15 protein-coding genes, 1 tRNA gene and 1 pseudogene are annotated in these 18,416 nt (G+C 56.8%); 5 read left to right on the top strand and 12 right to left on the bottom strand.

Going from position 1 to position 18,416, the window contains the following annotated elements; translation table 11 throughout:
• The first annotated feature begins 113 nt into the window (after window positions 1–113).
• Window positions 114–914, top strand: coding sequence for a 3-methyl-2-oxobutanoate hydroxymethyltransferase (gene panB / locus ACIPIN_RS03015; protein WP_401115090.1), 801 nt, complete (start codon window positions 114–116; stop codon window positions 912–914).
• A gap of 220 nt (window positions 915–1,134) precedes the next feature.
• Here panB and ACIPIN_RS03010 read toward each other — a convergent pair whose 3' ends face one another.
• The 7 genes from ACIPIN_RS03010 to ACIPIN_RS02980 all read right to left on the bottom strand — a co-directional run bounded on the left by ACIPIN_RS03010 (window position 1,135) and on the right by ACIPIN_RS02980 (window position 7,141).
• Window positions 1,135–1,296, bottom strand: coding sequence for a DUF2986 domain-containing protein (locus tag ACIPIN_RS03010; RefSeq protein WP_401115087.1), 162 nt, complete (start codon window positions 1,294–1,296; stop codon window positions 1,135–1,137).
• A 389-nt stretch (window positions 1,297–1,685) separates the two neighbouring features.
• Window positions 1,686–2,339 carry a peroxiredoxin gene (locus tag ACIPIN_RS03005; RefSeq protein WP_401115084.1) on the bottom strand — a complete coding sequence of 218 codons (654 nt, stop codon included), beginning with the start codon at window positions 2,337–2,339 and terminating at the stop codon, window positions 1,686–1,688.
• Window positions 2,340–2,654: 315 nt separating this feature from the next.
• Window positions 2,655–2,729, bottom strand: a tRNA-Gln gene (locus tag ACIPIN_RS03000).
• 376 nt (window positions 2,730–3,105) lie between these two features.
• Window positions 3,106–3,486 carry a RidA family protein gene (locus tag ACIPIN_RS02995; RefSeq protein ID WP_401115081.1) on the bottom strand — a complete coding sequence of 127 codons (381 nt, stop codon included), beginning with the start codon at window positions 3,484–3,486 and terminating at the stop codon, window positions 3,106–3,108.
• A 240-nt stretch (window positions 3,487–3,726) separates the two neighbouring features.
• A complete protein-coding gene (locus ACIPIN_RS02990; protein WP_401115078.1) occupies window positions 3,727–3,999 on the bottom strand; it encodes a hypothetical protein in 273 nt (90 codons plus the stop codon).
• Between the two features lie 774 nt (window positions 4,000–4,773).
• Window positions 4,774–5,880, bottom strand: a complete 1,107-nt coding sequence (locus tag ACIPIN_RS02985) for a tetratricopeptide repeat protein (protein WP_401115075.1) — start codon at window positions 5,878–5,880, stop codon at window positions 4,774–4,776.
• 295 nt (window positions 5,881–6,175) lie between these two features.
• Complete coding sequence (locus ACIPIN_RS02980; protein ID WP_401115072.1) at window positions 6,176–7,141, bottom strand: hypothetical protein; 966 nt, start codon at window positions 7,139–7,141, stop codon at window positions 6,176–6,178.
• Between the two features lie 423 nt (window positions 7,142–7,564).
• Between ACIPIN_RS02980 and ACIPIN_RS02975 the strand changes: the two genes are divergently transcribed.
• Window positions 7,565–9,028 carry a HEPN domain-containing protein gene (locus ACIPIN_RS02975; protein WP_401115069.1) on the top strand — a complete coding sequence of 488 codons (1,464 nt, stop codon included), beginning with the start codon at window positions 7,565–7,567 and terminating at the stop codon, window positions 9,026–9,028.
• 78 nt (window positions 9,029–9,106) lie between these two features.
• Here ACIPIN_RS02975 and ACIPIN_RS02970 read toward each other — a convergent pair whose 3' ends face one another.
• Window positions 9,107–9,565: a metallophosphoesterase family protein gene (locus ACIPIN_RS02970; RefSeq protein ID WP_401115066.1), complete on the bottom strand. Its 459-nt coding sequence runs from the start codon at window positions 9,563–9,565 to the stop codon at window positions 9,107–9,109.
• 378 nt (window positions 9,566–9,943) lie between these two features.
• Here ACIPIN_RS02970 and ACIPIN_RS02965 point away from each other — a divergent pair, with 378 nt between their 5' ends.
• Entirely contained in the window at window positions 9,944–11,302 is a 1,359-nt protein-coding gene (locus tag ACIPIN_RS02965; protein WP_401115063.1) for an MATE family efflux transporter, read from the top strand.
• Window positions 11,303–11,388: 86 nt separating this feature from the next.
• Here the strand turns inward: ACIPIN_RS02965 and ACIPIN_RS02960 are convergent, their stop codons facing one another.
• Window positions 11,389–13,152, bottom strand: coding sequence for an L-lactate permease (locus tag ACIPIN_RS02960; RefSeq protein ID WP_401115060.1), 1,764 nt, complete (start codon window positions 13,150–13,152; stop codon window positions 11,389–11,391).
• A gap of 142 nt (window positions 13,153–13,294) precedes the next feature.
• Window positions 13,295–14,212, bottom strand: a complete 918-nt coding sequence (locus tag ACIPIN_RS02955) for a LysR substrate-binding domain-containing protein (RefSeq protein ID WP_401115057.1) — start codon at window positions 14,210–14,212, stop codon at window positions 13,295–13,297.
• 229 nt (window positions 14,213–14,441) lie between these two features.
• Here ACIPIN_RS02955 and ACIPIN_RS02950 point away from each other — a divergent pair, with 229 nt between their 5' ends.
• Entirely contained in the window at window positions 14,442–15,737 is a 1,296-nt protein-coding gene (locus ACIPIN_RS02950; RefSeq protein WP_401115054.1) for a dicarboxylate/amino acid:cation symporter, read from the top strand.
• Window positions 15,738–15,748: 11 nt separating this feature from the next.
• Window positions 15,749–17,218 (top strand): aspartate/glutamate racemase family protein, encoded by a 1,470-nt coding sequence (locus ACIPIN_RS02945; RefSeq protein ID WP_401115259.1) that lies wholly within the window; start codon window positions 15,749–15,751, stop codon window positions 17,216–17,218.
• A gap of 104 nt (window positions 17,219–17,322) precedes the next feature.
• On the opposite strand, the pseudogene ACIPIN_RS02940 reads toward ACIPIN_RS02945, so the two are convergent.
• Both ACIPIN_RS02940 and ACIPIN_RS02935 read right to left on the bottom strand, forming a co-directional pair.
• A pseudogene (locus tag ACIPIN_RS02940) lies at window positions 17,323–17,874 on the bottom strand (TolC family protein); the annotation flags it as partial.
• A 37-nt stretch (window positions 17,875–17,911) separates the two neighbouring features.
• A complete protein-coding gene (locus ACIPIN_RS02935; protein ID WP_401115051.1) occupies window positions 17,912–18,232 on the bottom strand; it encodes a DUF2388 domain-containing protein in 321 nt (106 codons plus the stop codon).
• Window positions 18,233–18,416: the final 184 nt, after the last annotated feature.

Genomic DNA, 18,416 nt, shown 5'->3' with positions numbered 1-18,416 from the left:
TCAACCCGATACGTCCCGAAGCTTGTGTTCACACAGGTTTCGTCGCGGGCCTGTGCCCGGTCGTTGGCCAAACCTGATCACCCAGACACTCAGCCAAAGCGAGGAGCTTCATCATGCCCAACATCACCCTGACCACCTTGCAGGGACTCAAACAGCTCGGCGAGAAAATCGTCATGTTGACTTGCTATGACGCCACCTTCGCCCAGGCGGCAAGCGCTGCTGGCGTGGAAATGCTGCTGGTGGGCGACACCTTGGGCATGGTGTTGCACGGTCACGACAGCACCCTGCCGGTGGAGGTGGACGACGTGGCCTACCACACCGCCTGTGTGAAGCGCGGCAACACCGGCGCCTTCATCGTCGCCGACCTGCCGTTCATGAGTTACGCCACCACTGAGCAAGCCTTGCAGAGCACCGGCCGCCTGATGAAGGCTGGCGCGCATATGGTCAAGCTGGAAGGTGACCTGTGGTTGGCCGAGTCCATTCGCCGGTTGACCGAGAACGGAGTGCCGGTGTGCGCACACCTGGGTTTGACGCCGCAATCGGTCAATGTCCTCGGCGGCTTCAAGGTTCAGGGGCGCGACCCGGTGCGTGCGCGTCAACTGGTCGAGGCTGCCATAACCCTGGAGGAGGCCGGTGCCGCGATGTTGTTGGTGGAATGCCTGCCCAGCCCTTTGGCAGAACAAATCAGCCAGGCCGTGCGCATCCCCGTCATTGGCATCGGCGCGGGGGCGGGGACTGACGGCCAGGTGCTGGTCCTGCATGACATGCTCGGCCTATCCCTGACGGGTCGCACACCCAAATTCGTGCGCAATTTTCTGACGGGGCAAGACAGCATCCAGTCTGCGCTTCAAGCGTATGTGGCGGCGGTGAAGGGCGGTGCGTTCCCGGCTGTGGAGCATGGATATTCGACGTGAACCGGAGACTTTCGGCACGTACAAGATAGCCAGGATCGCAGCCTGCGATAGGTGGGGGATTCCGGGGTTTCTGTAGGAGTGTGGCTAGGGAATCTGGATTCAGAGCCGCAAATCGGCTTCGGCTTGAATGAATTGTTAGGCCGCCTCCTCGCGGTACGTGCCATCGGAATGAATAGCCCAATCAAATGTGTAAATTCCGGTGGTGCTTAGGCTGCATAGATCAGCTCTCAGAGGAAATGATTGAGTCGTGACTGGATTCAGCAGCCAGCTTCAATCGGTCAGCTTTACTAATGTATTTAGACTTGCTTGGCGGTGCCAATTTGGCACTGGCCTTTTTGGCGTGAGTCTTTAATAACTGCTTTATTTTTTTACGACGATTCATATTTTTCTACTCGGTTTGTAAGCTCTTGAATGATACCAGCTTAAAATATCAGGCCAGATCCCTGTGGTGCGCACTTAGTGCATAACGTTGGAAATAGGCGGTGAATCGCCCCAGGTTTCCTGGAAGCCTTCGAATCACCGCTTTTGGTTGTGGATTCAACCGGTCGATGCAACACAACTAAATTCTGTGTAAGCAGAAGGAGTGTTGCAGATGAAGGTTGAGTCATATCGCCTGACGGCCGGCAGAAAACTTCAAGGTGATCGTCGTCGCGGCGCCGGCAGTCAGGTGGGTGAGCCCAGTCAACACTCCAACCGATATCGTCCGGTGTAGAGTCGCTCCCGGATACATAATCCTTTCCCCAATCGTGACTGAGCCCTTGCTGGTTGTTGTTACTTCGGTTGCGCCACGGTGCGCAAATAGGGCTTCAACGTCTTGAAGCCTTGTGGGTACTTCTTCCTGGCCTCCTCGTCGGACACCGAAGTGGGAATGATGACGTCCTCACCCGGACGCCAGTTCACCGGGGTGGCAACGGTGTGCTTGGCGTTTAATTGCAGAGAGTCGAGCAGGCGCAACACTTCATCGAAGTTGCGCCCGGCACTCATTGGGTAGATAAGCATCGCCTTGACTTTCTTGTCCGGGCTGACGATGAACACAGAACGCACCGTGGCGTTGTCCACGGCGGTGCGTGTGCCGCCAGAGGCATTCGGGTGAATCATGTCGTAGAGCTTCGCCACGACCAGGTTCTCGTCGCCGATCATGGGATAGTTGACCGCATGGCCCTGGGTTTCTTCGATATCACCGAGCCAGGCCCGGTGGTCACTGACCGGGTCGACGCTGAGTCCGACGATCTTGGTGTTGCGCTTGTCGAACTCCGGCTTAAGTCCGGCCATATAACCAAGTTCAGTGGTACATACAGGGGTGAAGTCCTTCGGATGCGAGAACAGAATGGCCCACTTGTCGCCAATCCACTCGTGGAAGTGGAGCGGGCCCTCGGTACTTTCGGCGGTGAAATCCGGTGCTTCATCACCAATGCGGATTGCCATGTTCGATCTCCTTACAGTGACTGGTAGGGAAGTTGTCAGAACCCTGACGGTGGGTCCGACGGCATTCGGTGTCTGCGTTGAGCTTGTCAACGCGAGTCAGTATAGGAGACGCATCAAGACATGCTGACGCGACGGCTGCCTCACGCGACGGCATCGCCCCACAGAGTCACAGGTAAGAAGTTTGGGTGGAGCAGGACGCTGGATAAGTCCGCGGACTCAGGCCTTGCGCGAAACGGGGGACATAAGAACGCTTGATCTGGGCGCAGAAACTGACAGAGGGCAATCCTCGTCATATCTGGCTGAATATAAGGAAAATGGCAGGGGCGGCTGGATTCGAACCAACGCATGGCAGGATCAAAACCTGCTGCCTTACCGCTTGGCGACGCCCCTGTATCTGTTGCGATGAGTGCCGGGCACTCTCTTTCTTTCTGATTTTTCAGCTTGCGAGCAACATCGAGATCGAGATGTTGCTTTCTTGCGCGACAAGCCCTGTAAGGGCCTCTGCAAGAATGCGCGGAAATTTATCAACTTTCGCTTCGCTTGGGAAGACTAAAAATACACAAATTAGTTTGAAAACAGCCACTTACTATTGATCGAGGTTGGGCACAATCCTCACGGGTTTTTTTGAGCTTTCCAGTGGGAGCTGGAACGCCCGGGCCAGGCTGGCCTCCATCGGCGTGCATTGTAGCGGCGTAACGCATGACCGGCCCCCGTGTGCTGCCCGGCGGCCGCTCGCTGAGAAGGACCGCCGGATAAGTCCACGGACTCAGCCCTTGGCCGCCATCGCGGTGACTTCCACGCGCATGCCTTCGACTGCCAGGGCGGCCACGCCAACAGCGGCGCGAACCGGCCAGGGCTTGGCGAAGAAGCGCTGGTAGACCTCGTTGAAAGCGGCGCGGTCGGCCATGTCGGTGAGGTAGATGGTCAGATGCAGGACCCGGTCCATGGAACTGCCGGCACGCTCCAGCGCTACCTTAAGCGCCTGCAGGGTGCACTCGCTCTGCTCGACAATGCCGCCCAGTTCCAGGCTGCCGTCGGCGCGGGTGGGAATCTGAGTGGAGACCAGCAGGCCGCCGAAACCTGCGACGTCGGAGGAGATGGATTCCGGGTCGGGGTCGGGGAGGAAGGTGAGGTCGTGGTTTGCCATGGGGATCTCTTGTTTGAGGTGGTAAAGGGGCGGTCGTGTAGGGGGTGGCCGGTCCGACATCGTCAGCGGGCTCGGTCAGCCAAGCCAGTTGGGGCATTCAATAAGGCAACGCCTTTTGCGCGGTCAGTTTACAGCCCCATCGACGGGCCGTTCGTGAATTAGCTCGAAAACCCGGAAGGCAAGTAGATGGGCGCTGCCCGCGACAAACAAAACGGGCGCCTTCAAGGCGCCCGTTTTCATTTACTTCGACGCCTGCGCCCGCAAGCGTCTACCGATCACATCCATCACGTCACAGCCATCGCGCAACGGAATGGCCAGCAGCTTGGCGAAGTCGGCCAGCACCACCGTGTCGCTCTCGATGTCGGCACGAAAAGCGATATTTTCCAGCACCTGAGTGACGGTGCGAATGCGGTAGTCGGCGGTGGCTTGCAGTACGTCGAGTGGGGCTTGGGTGTCGATGAGCAGGGAGGCCGGGATCAGGTCGATTCCGGTGAGGGGCATGTATCTATCCATGTTTGAAACTCCGATCAATGCAAAGGTTGACCGCCCCCAATCGTCGCCAAACGATTGGGTGACAGCTGTACGCAGGTTGGCGAACCGGGATCGGAATACCGGCAGACCCGAAGGTCTCCCGCGCACAGCTGCCATAAAGACAGCTTTGCGAGCGTGCAACAGCGTCTGCAAAAAAGCACAGAGCTTTTGCACCCGATCGACAGGTCGCCAAACCTGGTCGCCATTTGGGCGACGGGGCGGACTATAAGCTTCATCCCATAGGGGGGGCAAGGTGAGGGATTCTCAGGTTACTGTAGGATCTGTATTGATCGCCTTGGACCAGAACGAAAAACACCTTCCTACGCAAATTTCAGGTCCGTTGATCAACCAATTACTGGCAGATTTTACGTAGCGACGCAGAGTTCAAAACAGTGCCTGCGTTTTTACACATCCTGGGCCCAAAGTAGCCAGAGGTGACGGGCAGAAATCGGCCATTTCCGGTCAGTCGTGGGGGGGAGCCGGCGGCACAACTCTCTGTCGCTTCAGGCCTTGGCGCTGAGTCGGAACCCATGCGTATTGGATTCTGACACTCTCTTTTTAAACGCCATTTCTATCGCGGTTGATGTCGCGGATGATTGAGTGTCTGCGACATATTTACCCGACATCGCAATCCCATTACGGCCGACTCCTGCTTGGTTGTCGCATGGCTCAGCAATTACGCGACTACATAACAGAAATTCACCACTCAGCTTTTGCAGCATCAGCTTTTATAAAAAAAGATATGCCTGCAAAAAATCAGCGACGTGGTTGGTATTGTTCAAAATACTGACCTGCTAATTTTTGCGCTGCTGCCAGTTGGGATTGGGATAGTTTTTCAGCAGCATGATTTCGACCGTTTGCGGCTCTTGATTTGCCATTGGCAGCCGAAACAGAAAACCAAACATACGCTTGGCCATTATCCTGCGCGACTCCCTGGCCATTGATGTAGCTGGCTCCGAGGTTTGCCTGGGCCTCGGCATGGCCCTGTTCAGCGGCTTTGCGATACCAGGCCACTGCCTGCTGGGCATCCTGCGCAACGCCCTGGCCCTGGCTATAGCTGACTCCGAGGTTGTTCTGGGCCTCGGCATAGCCCTGTTCAGCGGCTTTGCGATACCAGGCCACTGCCTGCTGGGTATCCTGCGCAACGCCCTGGCCCTGGCTATAGCTGAGTCCAAGGTTGTACTGGGCATTGGCAACGCTTTGTTCAGCGGCTTTGCGGTACCAGGCCACCGCCTGCTGATAGTCCTGTGTGACCCCATAGCCCAGGTAATAGCTGACTCCAAGGTTGTACTGGGCATTGGCAACGCTTTGTTCAGCGGCTTTGCGGTACCAGGCCACCGCCTGCTGATAGTCCTGCGCAACGCCCAGGCCCTGGCTATAGCTGACTCCGAGGTCGTTTTGGGATGCGGCAACGCCTTGTTCAGCGGCTTTGCGGTACCAGGCCACCGCCTGCTGATAGTCCTGCGGAACGCCCAGGCCACTGGCGTATCTGATTCCAAGGATGGCCTGGGCCAGGGCCATGCCCTGTTCAGCGGCTTTGCGGTGCCAGGCCACCGCCTGCTGGGCATCCTGCGCAACGCCCTGGCCCTGGCTATAGCTGATTCCGAGGTTGTTCTGGGCCTCGGCATGGCCCTGCTCAGCGGCTTTGCGGTACCAGGCCACCGCCTGCTGATAGTCCTGCTCAACGCCCTGGCCCTGGCTATAGCTGACTCCGAGGTTGTTCTGGGCCTCGGCATCGCCCTGTTCGGCCATTCTCCGAACCTCTATCAGATACTGCGAGGCACAGGCATAGCTGGCCGGCTGTAATAAGCCAAGCGCAACGAAGAACGAGCGTGCATAGCGCTTTATGATTGACTTGCTCACGGCCTTGCTCTCGCTGAATTCAAAAAAACCGAGCTTAATGGATAGAAGCTGTTTTCGCCTTAGAGATAGCGCTCTGTGCTGGATCTTGTCCGTGTCTGGGAACCTGGGATTTACCATAAACTGCGCTATGCGCGGTCCCTCGTTCGCTTACCTTGACTCGGCTTCGCAGTCGGACAGCATCGGCTGCGGGTTCGAATCAATGGGAGGGTGTCTAACATCGGAAGGCGCATAACATGACGTCGAGGGGCCGTGCGTTTTTTTGCGTCGTCCCACTCGAACTTAGGGTTGGGCATCTCTACAAAATTGAGTATTTTATCTTGAGCCCTTGCAAGTAATCTAATGCCTTTGCCTTATGCTCAGCATTGGGGGCAACGGACGAACAGGTACTCATAACAAAACCATACGTTTGATCTATCGCGTTGGCGGACGGCTCGCTAGGCTGCCTGTAATTTGCCTTTGCATCGTTGCAGCTTTTTCCATCTTTGATTTGCTGTAATGCAAAAGCGGCCACAACATTACTCTTTAGATTGTCTGGCTCTTCGACTGTGACTATACCTAAGCGTGTCATGGAAGGCGTGGTTGCTGCATCAGCTGTTAGTCTAATAAGTTCACTGTGGATTTTCGCAAACTCACCATATGTTTCAACGTTCAGTTCTTTCCCTGAGATCCCTGAAACTATAATTGGAATTTGCGGGTTAGAAAAACCAAGAATCTGAATTTGAAGCGAGTTGCTTTTCCCGCCTATTGTGGCACTGGCTGCGATTGCGGGCAGCGTTAGATTTGCTTGTGCGTCAAAATTAGCGATCGTAATTATCGTTCGTATCGTTTGACCATATAGCAATCTTGTTTGATTATCGCTCGCTAGGCACTCCTTGGTTCTTGAATAATCTTGAACCAATACCATTTGATTGCCAGTAGTTGACACGTTGACTACTGGTATCCCAAGCTTGATTGCTGCTGAGCTGGATAGAAGCGTTCGTCTGTAGTCGAGTGAGCCTGAGACATCATTTATGCTAGGCACGGGGGAACATTCCGGAAACGCCGCCGCTTTATCTGCGGGGAGAGCTGCGAGTGATTTAATGTCTGTACGAAATAAATCTAGTCCTAAGCGCTCTGTAACTAGATTTTTCGTGGAAGCATTGGCTTTTCCAGTTTCGCTTTTTGCGGCTGGATCTATAGGTACATAATTTTGTGCTTGCACAGGTGTAAGAATGAAAAACGCCGCGACAGCACACCCAATAATACTGAGTAAATTCCGCATAAAGCTCTCCTTGTCGTTGTGTAAATCCTTGACTAGCGTAGAGGTGATCGCGGCAAATGCAACATCGTCCAGAGAGAATCACGACACGGATGACGGCAGTCCTGCGACCTTCTAGATTCGAAAGCATCACCGGTGACGCTGTCCATTTGTTATCACTGTGTCCACCGGCCGCTCCTTGGCCGGTTTCAGCCCTTCACGACTGGCAGTAATCGGCCAAAAGCGGGCCTTGCCAACTCAGCCTTGTGCTGAACCGGCAGGGCAAGATTTCCCCTCGCTTTCGGTCACTTCCAAAACCCAGAAGAGCCATTCACCGTGATGCGAAGCAGACGTTCGTAACTTCTGAAAAAATGAAGGAAGAAGAGAACTCGTCGTAAGCTCGCAATAAATACCTGCCCGTTTTCTGGGCATTATTCGGGGATACGCATGACAAAAAAAATACTCGAAGAGCGGGGATTGTTCTGGTGGCACGATGATCCTCTGCCGGCGAATCAATTTGCCCCGGACAGTTGCGTTGTTGGCACTCTGACCATTGAAGAGAACGGTGCGGCATATCTTGAACTGGATGGCTATTTCGCAAGCAGCGAAGGCGGTCCGATGGCGGGCATCGGGGCGCAGGGACAGCAATTCCCGTTGGAGAAAGCCATCCAAGGAAAGCTCAAGGCTAGTGGCCGAAACGTTTTGTTGCTAGGTCTGCGACGACGTGGCGGGCGGTTTAGCTCCAACGGCATTTCACACGAGGGGTTCGCCGCCTCGCATTGCCTTGTGACGGATAGATCGTTTCCACCGGCCACACGCCCGCTCCGATTTAGCGCGCTTGACGTCGAGCTAACTGGCCTGGAAGAGTGGTTGCGGCTGGGGAATATCGAGGTCAAACGAACCCGGCAAAGTATCTCGGCCAAACATCGGGTGCCCAAGGCCGATATCCATGAGTTGGACGACGGCACTTTGACGATGCGTTACGACATCACTGGTCCGTGGCCTGGAAAGTTCGTGCATCGCATGGACAAGCTCAATCTCGTGGAAAGCGTGAACCTTCGGGTCAAGCCGAAGCGGGTGCGCACGCTGCTCGAAATGCGAGAGGAATATGCGCGGTTGCAGGAGCTATTTATCCTGCTAACCGGAACGACATTTTCGTTGGAATGGCCGCGGTTGATCATCGGGAAGATGGCCTACCATTATTATTACGAAGGGTTCGAGCGATCAACCAAGACTCCGACGTGGGACGAATGCTGGGTCAATTACATTCAGGTGAAGAGCAACTTCGGTTCGATCGTGACGGCGCTGCGCCGTAAGCGGGAGGAGTTCGGGCCGGGGTTCTATCTCTATCTGGGCATCCGGCGCGGCATGAAGATGTATGTCGAGCACCGATTTGTGAACCTGATCTGGGGGCTTGAGTCATTGCACCGCCGGAAGAACAAAGACAAGGCGAAGGAAACCAAGCTCGATGCCAAGATCCAGCGGATACTGGATCAAATCAGTGGCAGCAATGACAAGCGATGGCTCGAAGGTCAACTGAAACACGCGGGCGAACCGTCGTTGAAAGAACGATTGATGGACGTCCTTTCCGCATTGCCACTCGGCTTCGAGCGCAAGCGGATGGAAGTCTTTTGCAAATCTTGCGCCGACCGTCGGAACGACATGTCGCATTTCGGCGGTCAGCGGGAGGGGAGCGATTACCGGGAATTCATGATCGACCTCATGAAGAAATCCGAGGCTCTCGCGTATCTTTATCACGCTGTGTTGTTACACGAAATCGGTGTGGATGCCGCCTTGATCAAGGCAAACCTTTTGGAAAATGGACCGAATGCGTATCGCCCGAAATATGCGTTCCGAGAGGTTGGATTGCTGCCGGTGGGCAAGGGGGATGGTTCGGCGTTGGATGGGTAAGTCATGGCCGATATCAGCCCTTCACGAAGGGCTGCTCTGGGTCGATTGCAGCCCCTCGCTCTGCAGCTCTCAGCACATTCACTCCAATAAGTGGATCAGCAGAGGCTCAATTGAGGTTGGAATTATCTCAAGCAGAGCCAGAGTCACTGGCAACTTGAAACGTTGTCGTCCCGCGCTACCAGGATTGAGAAATAGCTGTTCCCCACGCCATTCTATGCGTGGCTTGTGGGAGTGACCGGTGATCACCAGCTTTATGTCTGTATCTAGTTCGACTGGGACATCGGCAATGTCATGCACCAACAGTGTCCGCCATCCGTTGAGGTCGAATCGGAGAAGGTCGGGGAGATTGTCTGCCCATGGTTCGCCTTTATCATTGTTCCCCCGTACTACGTGCAATGGAGCGATAGATGCCAGTCGATCAAGAATCTCGGGGCTACCAATGTCGCCAGCGTGAATGAGCTGCTCGCATCCTTCCAGGGCAGCAAGGGCTTGGGGGCGGAGCAAACCATGGGTATCAGAAATCACGCCAACTTTCATGCAATCTCCAGAACGGGCCGAGGAATCTGACCACAGTGTATGAGACAAGCGCTTCCGATGTTTAGGGTCTTCACGACAGGCTGTTTTCGGCTGTGGATTCAACCGGTCGATGCAACAGATTGGTTGAATCCACAGTCGTTACCTCCCATTCGTGACAGGCAGCTAACGACCCCGCGCTGTTGCGCGATGTGTTGTGTGCCGGCGAAGGGTTGAGCATGGGCATCGGTCAACGTATGCAGGCTCCCGTGAATGGCGAGTCATCGACTCGACGATCCACCGATTCTGAGTACAAGGTCGGTCCCAATTATTTGTGTTCATTACTCATTCCACCCTCCCGTAGAATCCCGTCACGGCATCCCCACCCGAGACGGAACCTCCATGCAAAACCCCACCCCCCAGCGCCCCCTCTGGCAAACCTACCTCCTATTCCTGGCCCCCATGGTCCTGTCGAACTTCCTCCAATCCATGTCAGGCACAGTCAACAGCATCTACATCGGCCAAATGCTCGGCACCCAGGCGCTGGCCGCCGTGTCCGGTATGTTCCCGATCGTGTTTTTCTTCATCGCTCTGGTCATCGGCCTCGGCGCAGGTGCCGGGGTGTTGATCGGCCAGGCGTGGGGCGCGCGGGAGCCGCAGTTGGTGAAGGCCATTGCCGGGACGACGTTGCTGTTGGGGGCGATGATCGGGTTGGTGGCGGCGGTGGTGGGGAGTGTGTTTGCGCGGCCGGCGTTGCAGGGGTTGGGGATGCCGGTGGATGTGCTGGACGATGCGGTGGCGTATGCGCAGGTGATGATGTGGATCATGCCGTCGCTGTTGGTGTTTGTGTTGTTCACGCAATTGCTGCGAGGGGTGAGCGATACGCTGTCGCCGTTGTTGGCGCTGGTGGTGTCGACGTGTGTCGGACTGGCGCTGACGCCGGCGTTGATTCTCGGGTGGCTGGGGCTGCCGCCGATGGGAATTCAGAGTGCGGCGTTTGCCGGGTTGGCGGGTAACCTGTCGGCGATGGGCTGGCTGGCGTGGCGGTTGATTCGCAAGGGCCATCCGTTGGCGCCGGATCGGGCGTTTTTTGCGGCGATGCGGCTGGACATGGAGATCCTCGGCAAGGTGCTGCGCATCGGTCTGCCCACGGGGTTGCAGATGGTGGTGCTGTCGTTGTCGGAGTTGGTGATTCTGGCGCTGGTGAACCAGCACGGTTCCCAGGCGACGGCGGCGTATGGGGCGGTGACGCAGATCGTCAATTACGTGCAATTCCCGGCGCTGTCGATTGCGATCACGGCGTCGATCCTCGGCGCCCAGGCCATCGGCGCAGGGCGCATCGAACGCATCGGGCCGATTCTGCGCACGGGGCTGTTGATCAACGTGTGGCTGACCGGTGGCCTGATTGTGCTCGGTTACCTGCTGTCGCACTGGTTGCTGGGGTTGTTCCTCACTGATCCATCCACCCAGGCCACGGCTGAACACCTGTTGCACATCATGCTCTGGAGCCTGCTGGTGTTCGGCTTCCAGGCGATCATCGGCGGCATCATGCGCGCCAGCGGCACGGTGATGGTGCCGGTGGCGATTGCGATCGTTTGCGTGGTCGGGGTGCAGTTGCCGGTGGCGTATTTATTGGATGCGCGGTTCGGATTGCAAGGGGTGTGGATGGCGTTTCCGGTGGCGTATCTGGGGATGCTGATGTTGCAGACGGCGTATTACAAAATGGTCTGGCAGCATCAGAAGATCGAGCGGTTGGTGTAAGACGGGGCGATGGTGAGCGCCAAGATCCATGCCCGGACGAAGAACCCGGGCATGGGCCTACAGGCAGAAAACCAGCCCCGCGTCGATCAATGCCCGCCCACCACCAAATGGCTGAACGGCACGACATACGCCTGCAACGTGACCAGCCCACCGACCAGAATCGCCAGCACGATGGAGTGGAAAAACACATAGCGCAGGATTTCCCCTTCATGCCCGTACCAGCGGGTGGCGGTGGAGGCGACCACGATGGATTGGGCGTCGACCATCTTGCCCATGACCCCGCCGGAACTGTTGGCGGCGGCCATCAATATCGGGCTGATGCCCAGTTGCTCGGAGGTCACCCGTTGCAAGCCGCCGAACAGCACGTTGGACGCCGTGTCCGAGCCGGTCAAGGCAACGCCGAGCCAGCCGAGCAGGGTGCCGAACATGGGGTAGAAGATCCCGGTGGCGGCGAACGCCAGGCCCATGGTTGCGTCCAGGCCGGCATAGCGGGTGATGAAACCGAGGGCGAGCATCGCTGCGATGGTGATGAGTGAATAGCGCACCACCCACAGCGTTCGCAGGTATTGGCTCACCAGTTGCGGGATGGAATAACCCATCAGCAGCCCGCCGAGGATTGCCGCCAGCAAGATGCCGCTGCCAGTGCTGGTGAACCAGGTGAATTTGTAGATCGCTTCCTCAGCTTTCGGCTGCGGCACCACGGGCGGAACCTTCTCGACCTGCAAGTGCAGAGTGGTGAAGGTCAGGGCCGGTGCGAAGATCGGGTTCGCCTCGCGCATTGGCTTGCCCTGGGGATCGAGCTTGGCCGAGTGGGTTTGCAGGTCTATAGCGGGACGGGTGTCGAACATGTTTTTAAAGCCCTGGGTGCCCCAGGCGAAGACGAAGACCGTGAGGATAATCCAGGGCATCCAGGCGCGCATGACGGCGGACCGGGTATCGCTGGCAAAGGTCGCGCTGGCCAGCGGTTTTTCGTCCTGGGACTCATCTATTTTTGAGTTGTCGACTCGCCCTGACAAGGCGGCCGAGGTGTGCACGTGGGCGGGTTTCCAGACCTTGAGGAAACCGGCCAGGCAGGCCATGGAAATCAGCGCGGCGATCACGTCTACCAGCATCGGTCCGTGGTAGTTGGAGACGACAAATTGCGGCACCGCGAAGCTGACCCCAGCCACCAGAATTGCTGGCCAGATTTCCAGCATCTTGCGCCAGCCGGCGAAGGCCCAGATCAACCAGAACGGCACGAGCACCGAGAAGAATGGCAGTTGCCGGCCGACCATCATCGACAGTTCCATTTCATCCAGCCCGGTGACCTTGGCCAAGGTGATGATCGGCGTGCCCAAGGCACCGAACGCCACCGGCGCGGTGTTGGCGATCAACGCCAGGCCAGACGCAGCCAGGGGCGAGAAACCCAGCCCGATCAGAATGGCCCCGGTCACCGCCACCGGCGTACCGAACCCGGCGGCTCCTTCGAAGAACGCACCGAAGCAAAAGGCGATCAGCAGTAATTGCAGACGGCGATCGTCGGTGATGCGCGCGAGGGAGTCTTGCAGGACTTTGGACGAACCGTTCTCAGTGGTCAGCCGATGCAAAAAGATGATGTTGAGCACGATCCAGCCAATCGGCAGCAGACCCGTGGCGGCGCCTAACAGCGCGGCGGAACCGGCCATGTTCGCCGGCATGCCAAAGGCAAAGATCGCAATCAGCAAGGCCGTGCTCAGCGCCAGCAATGCCGCCAGATGCGCCTTCACATGGAAAAACGCCAGGGACGTGAGCATCACTACCACCGGTAACGCCGCCATGAGCGTCGAGACCACCGGGTTACCGAAAGGATCGTAGACTTGCTGCCAGACCATGTGCCACCTCTGCTTTTTATTGTTGGCAGTGCAGGCCCCGAGAGGGGAGGTGGATTTGAGTATAGGTGGCAATGCGCGGCGGGCGGGCTGGCCTGCGCTTGGCGGCATGAGCTCGAATGAACGTCGTCACAGCCCGTCGATGCTAGACAGAGACACTGTGTGAAGCTTTCTCCAGCGTTTTCCACAGTTCCAGCATGGTCGGATTCCGATTGGCTTTCGAACAATACGAGCGGATTTCGAGCTCAGCGCTCCACTCGTTGCCACCGGCTCTGACGAGTTGCCCGCGTTCCAGTTCTTCCGTCACAGCACTTTCGGGCAACCACGCCACGCCGTAGCCCTCGATTGCCATCCGCATGAGCAGCATCGCCATATCGGCTTCATAGCAACGGGAAAGCACGCAGGGAACAGGGGCGTTCTTGATAACGATATCGGCAACGCGCCCTAAAAAAGTCGTGGTGGTATAAGCAAGATGCGGGACGGGTTTTCCGGCCTTTCCGGGCAGCCGATGCAACGGTTCACCCCGACGATTCGGGGCGCACAGGGGGATGAACGAGTCGTGCCCCAAGGTCAGGCTTACGAACTTCTCGACATCAAGCAGGATAGGCGCTTGAGGGTGATGGTAGACGATCATCAGATCGCAGTTTCCCTCGGCCAATGCGATGACCGCGTCATGGATATTGGCCGCCACGACACGTGCATTGAAATGCGCATTGTGCTGTTGAAAGCGGCTCAGCCATTTGGGCAGGAAGGTCATCGAAAGGCTGTGCCCGGCAGTGACCTGAATAGAACGCCCTGGCATTCGTTCCTCTTGCCTGAGCGCTGAACGCAATTCAAGCAATGCGGCCAGGGCTTCGCGTCCTTGTTCGCAAAAGGTTCGACCTGCCAGCGTCAATTGAATCGGGTGGGTGCCCCGATCGACCAGTTCGACACCCACCCAATCCTCCAAAGAGCGAATCCGTCTCGACAATGCCGATTGGGTTACGCATCGAATCTCGGCTGCCCGGGAGAAATTCTTGCACTCAGCGATTGCCAATAGATCGTCTAACCACTTGATTTGCATGACGCCGCCTCCAGCTGTGCTGCGCAAAATTCTACGCCTCTGATACCTGGTCTTCGCGACATTTCACAAACTATTCCAAAACCGCATCGGGATATGGCGATTACTCATCATCTCCCTATCGCGCTCTTCATAGAATCGATCATGCAGCCCGCCGCCGCAGAGCACCCGGGCATTTCGATTCTGTCTCCTGCCAAGCAAAAAACCAATAACACGACTTGAGGAAAACACCGTGAAGAACAATAGACTCCCTCGGCAAATCGCCTACGGCATCGCATTGGGCGTGCTCGTTGGCTGGCTTTGCCACCATTTCGCAGCAGACGCCAAGTCTGCGAAAGAAATCGCTAGCTACTTTTCGATGGTCACCGACATCTTTCTTCGCATGATCAAAATGATCATCGCACCACTGGTGTTTGCGACACTGGTTGGCGGTATCGCCAGCATGGGCAGTTCGAGATCCGTGGGGCGCATCGGCACGAGAGCGATGGCCTGGTTCATCACCGCGTCGGTGGTTTCACTTTTCATTGGCATGCTACTGGTGAACGTGTTCCAGCCGGGTGCCGGGCTTGATCTGCAAGTCAGTCAGGTGGGCACCACGCCGTTGGCGGTGAACACTGGTGACTTCAGTCTCAAGGTGTTTATCAGTCACGTCTTCCCGCGCAGCATTGCCGAGGCGATGGCCAACAACGAGATCTTGCAGATCGTCGTGTTTTCACTGTTTTTCGGTTTTGCACTGGCCGCAGTGAAAAAAGCGGGTTTCACGCAGATCACCAAGGGGGTGGATGAGCTGGCCAAGGTAATGTTCAAGATCACCGACTATGTCATGGCCTTTGCGCCCATCGGAGTGTTCGCCGCTATTGCGTCCGCGATCACCACTGAAGGGCTTGGCTTGTTGCTGGACTACAGCAAGCTGATCGCCGAGTTCTACCTGGGCATCGCTATCCTCTGGGCGGTGCTGTTCGGCGCAGGTTATCTGTTTCTCGGTCGTTCGGTTTTTACCTTGGGGAAGCTGATAAAGGAACCGATCCTGTTGGCGTTTTCCACGGCAAGTAGCGAATCGGCCTACCCGAAAACCATGGAAGCCCTGGAGACGTTCGGCGCTCCGAAACGGGTGTCCAGCTTTGTGCTGCCATTGGGGTATTCGTTCAACCTCGACGGTTCGATGATGTACCAGGCGTTTGCAATCATGTTCATCGCCCAGGCCTATAACGTTGAGCTGAGCTTTACCCAACAACTGCTGATATTGCTGACATTGATGGTGACGAGCAAAGGCATGGCCGGTGTCGCGAGAGCTTCGGTTGTGGTGGTGGCGGCAACGCTGCCGATGTTCAACCTTCCTGAAGCGGGCATTTTGCTGATTCTCGGTATCGACCAATTCCTTGATATGGCCAGGACCGCGACCAATGTCGTCGGTAACAGCATCGCCACTGCTGTCGTCGCGAAATCGGAACCTGCCGAGGAGGTTGATGAAGAAGCGCCGGCTATCCAGGCGTCAGCAGCATCAAGAGCTTCCTCGGTTGCAGTGTGAGAGTCATGATGATGAAAGCCCAATCCCAACGAACAAACACTCCATCCCTGACCCGAAAACTGGGTATCGTCGGCGGGCTTGGCTCCCTGGCTGGAGGCGACCTTTTCTTCAAACTGGTCAAGTCGAGAGCTGTGCTGGCTGATCAAGGTCGATACCACTTCCTCTTCGAGCAACATCCCTTCAAGGACATTCTGTTACCGCTGGACAGGGTCGCGAGCATGACCTCCAGAAAGTTCTATGTCTTTCAAGTCTGCCAATCGTTTGAGGCGAGCGGGGTGGACGCGATTATGCTGCCGTGCTTCGCGAGCCACACCTTCCGGGAGGAGATCCAGGAGGAGTTGGGCGTTCCCATCCTGGACATGATGGCGGCCCTGAGCGAGAACATCCGCCATGTTGCAGATCCGGGCAGCACGCTAGGGGTCCTGGCCTCGGACTACGTTCGTCACTCAGGGTTATTTGAGCGATACCTTGGGGCTGACTTCCAACTGGTCTATCCCGCTGAGCAGGATCAGTCGGCGATGATGGAGGCGATGTACGGTGTCGACGGGATCAAGGACGGACAGCTGGAGGGTGTCCCGTTGGAGTGTGTGTATCAGGCCTGCCTGTCGCTGCAAAACCAGGGTGCGAGCCTGATCGTACCGGGGATGACAGAGCTCTCGCTGGTGTGTGCCGACCTGCAACGTCGGGGGGTGAAGCTGCTCGATGTGAATGAAATATACGCTGCGGTGGCGACGCGTCTAGAGAATCAAACTGCTCGTCCACCGTTCAAGCTTGGCATCGTGGGAGGCGTGGGCCCTGCGGCGACCGTGGACTTCATGGCCAAGGTGGTCAGGCATACACCTGCTGGCCGGGATCAAGAACACATCAAGATGGTAGTCGAACAGAACCCCCAGATTCCGGACCGAACCGCGAACCTGTTGTTCAATGAAACTGATCCAACCATGGCCATGTATGCCGCCTGCAAACGGCTTGAGAGTTTTGGTGCAAACGCCATTGCGATCCCGTGCAATACCGCGCACGCGTTCGTCGAACGTATCCAGTCTTACCTGCGGGTTCCTATTATCAATATGCTCAGCGAAACCATAGACGCTATCGCTGAGCGATATGGTTCAGGCAAAACAATTGGACTCCTGGCCACCTCCGGCACGATCCAGAGCCGGGTCTATCATGACGCTGCACGGCTCGCCGGTTTGCAACTGATCACTCCGGGCTTCGATTATCAGGGGCTGGTGATGAATGCGATTTACGGAGAACGTGGGATCAAGGCAGGTTTTGTCGACGGGCTTTGCAAGGATCAGCTACTGCTTGCCGCAGAACATCTGTGCGAATTGGGGGCGGATGTGCTGATTCTGGGATGCACGGAACTGCCGCTGGTCTTGAGCCATTGCGACGATTTCAAAATACGTGAACACACTGTCGCGCTGGTGGACCCGACCACTATTCTAGCGATCAAATGTGTTCAATTGGCTTCGCAGTATTGAGCGAGGACTGTCCGCAAGCCGCCCCCTGGCAGGGGGCGGTACACGCAGTCGGATTTCTCCCCGATTCGGGTGTTATCGACCCTGCCTCGTCCCGTTACACATTCACTCTTGAGAGCACGTTGCTCTTCAACGTCAATCTGCATGAGGCGGGCTTCGATGAGTTCACGGCAGGCGGTAACAACTGAGCTCACATCGCCCTTGCCGGCAAGGTAGCTGGCCATGCTGAGTTCGACCTTTTCCTTGGCCAGCGGCAACAGGCTTTCCTGGTTTCGGCGCACAGCACGATTCAGACGTTCATAGTCGGCCAGTTCGTCCTCCAGTTGCTGGGTATGCTCTCGTGAAAGAGCCTCGCGCTCGGCCTCGATCTGGTTGAGTTCAGCGTGCCTGGCCGCAATCTTCGGGTTTTGCCGGGAGTCAGGAAACAGTGGCAGGTCCCATGAAAACTGCACGCTGACCATATCGCCGAACTGACGACCTCGATGCTGGTAATCGAGTTCCCAGTTCCAGTCCGATTGCTTTACTGCTTCGGCTTCGCGGACCTTGGCTTGCGCTTCGCGGGTCATCGGTGCAAACGCAGCCAGTTCAGGGTGGTGTTGCAACTTATGGGAGTAGCCTGACGTATCGACGGGCCATTCGGGCAAGCTGCCGACATCCCGGTGAACACCCAAGGCCACCACTGAGGTGCGTACACCTTTAGCGCCCAGCAGGTGCCTCGGCTTGAATGAGGATCGCTTGGGCCAGATCTGCGTCGCTGGCCTTGAGGTCTGGATGTTCGAGTCGAATCTGTTTCAACTCTGACTCCAGATAGGCGCCGCGAATTGCGCCTCCACTCGCCACGAAGCTAGAGGCGTCATCGCGTGCGGAAACGACCATTTTGTGGTCCTTGAACGTTGAGTACAGCGATGCGGAAACCCCTGCCGAGGTGGCGACATCGCCCGCATCCACTCGGGCCAAGGCCGAACCAAAGGGCAGACAACAAAGTATTAGCGAAGAGATGACAAGTGTACGACGCATGACGGCGTCCTCCGAAAGGGTGAAGCAACGGATGTGTTACATAATTTTGGAGGTGTCGCGGCAGTCAGGAGTTCCCCGTCGTCGGCATATCCGCGCACAAAGCAGAGGAATGAGCGGACGGTCGGGTTGATGCGCAGCGGCAATTGTTGCCAGCTGTCAGTCTGTTGGAATGATTGGACTGGTA

This window comes from Pseudomonas sp. NPDC087697 (genome assembly GCF_044743155.1).
GTDB lineage: Bacteria > Pseudomonadota > Gammaproteobacteria > Pseudomonadales > Pseudomonadaceae > Aquipseudomonas.
This window is presented reverse-complemented; position numbering and strand designations above follow the sequence as displayed.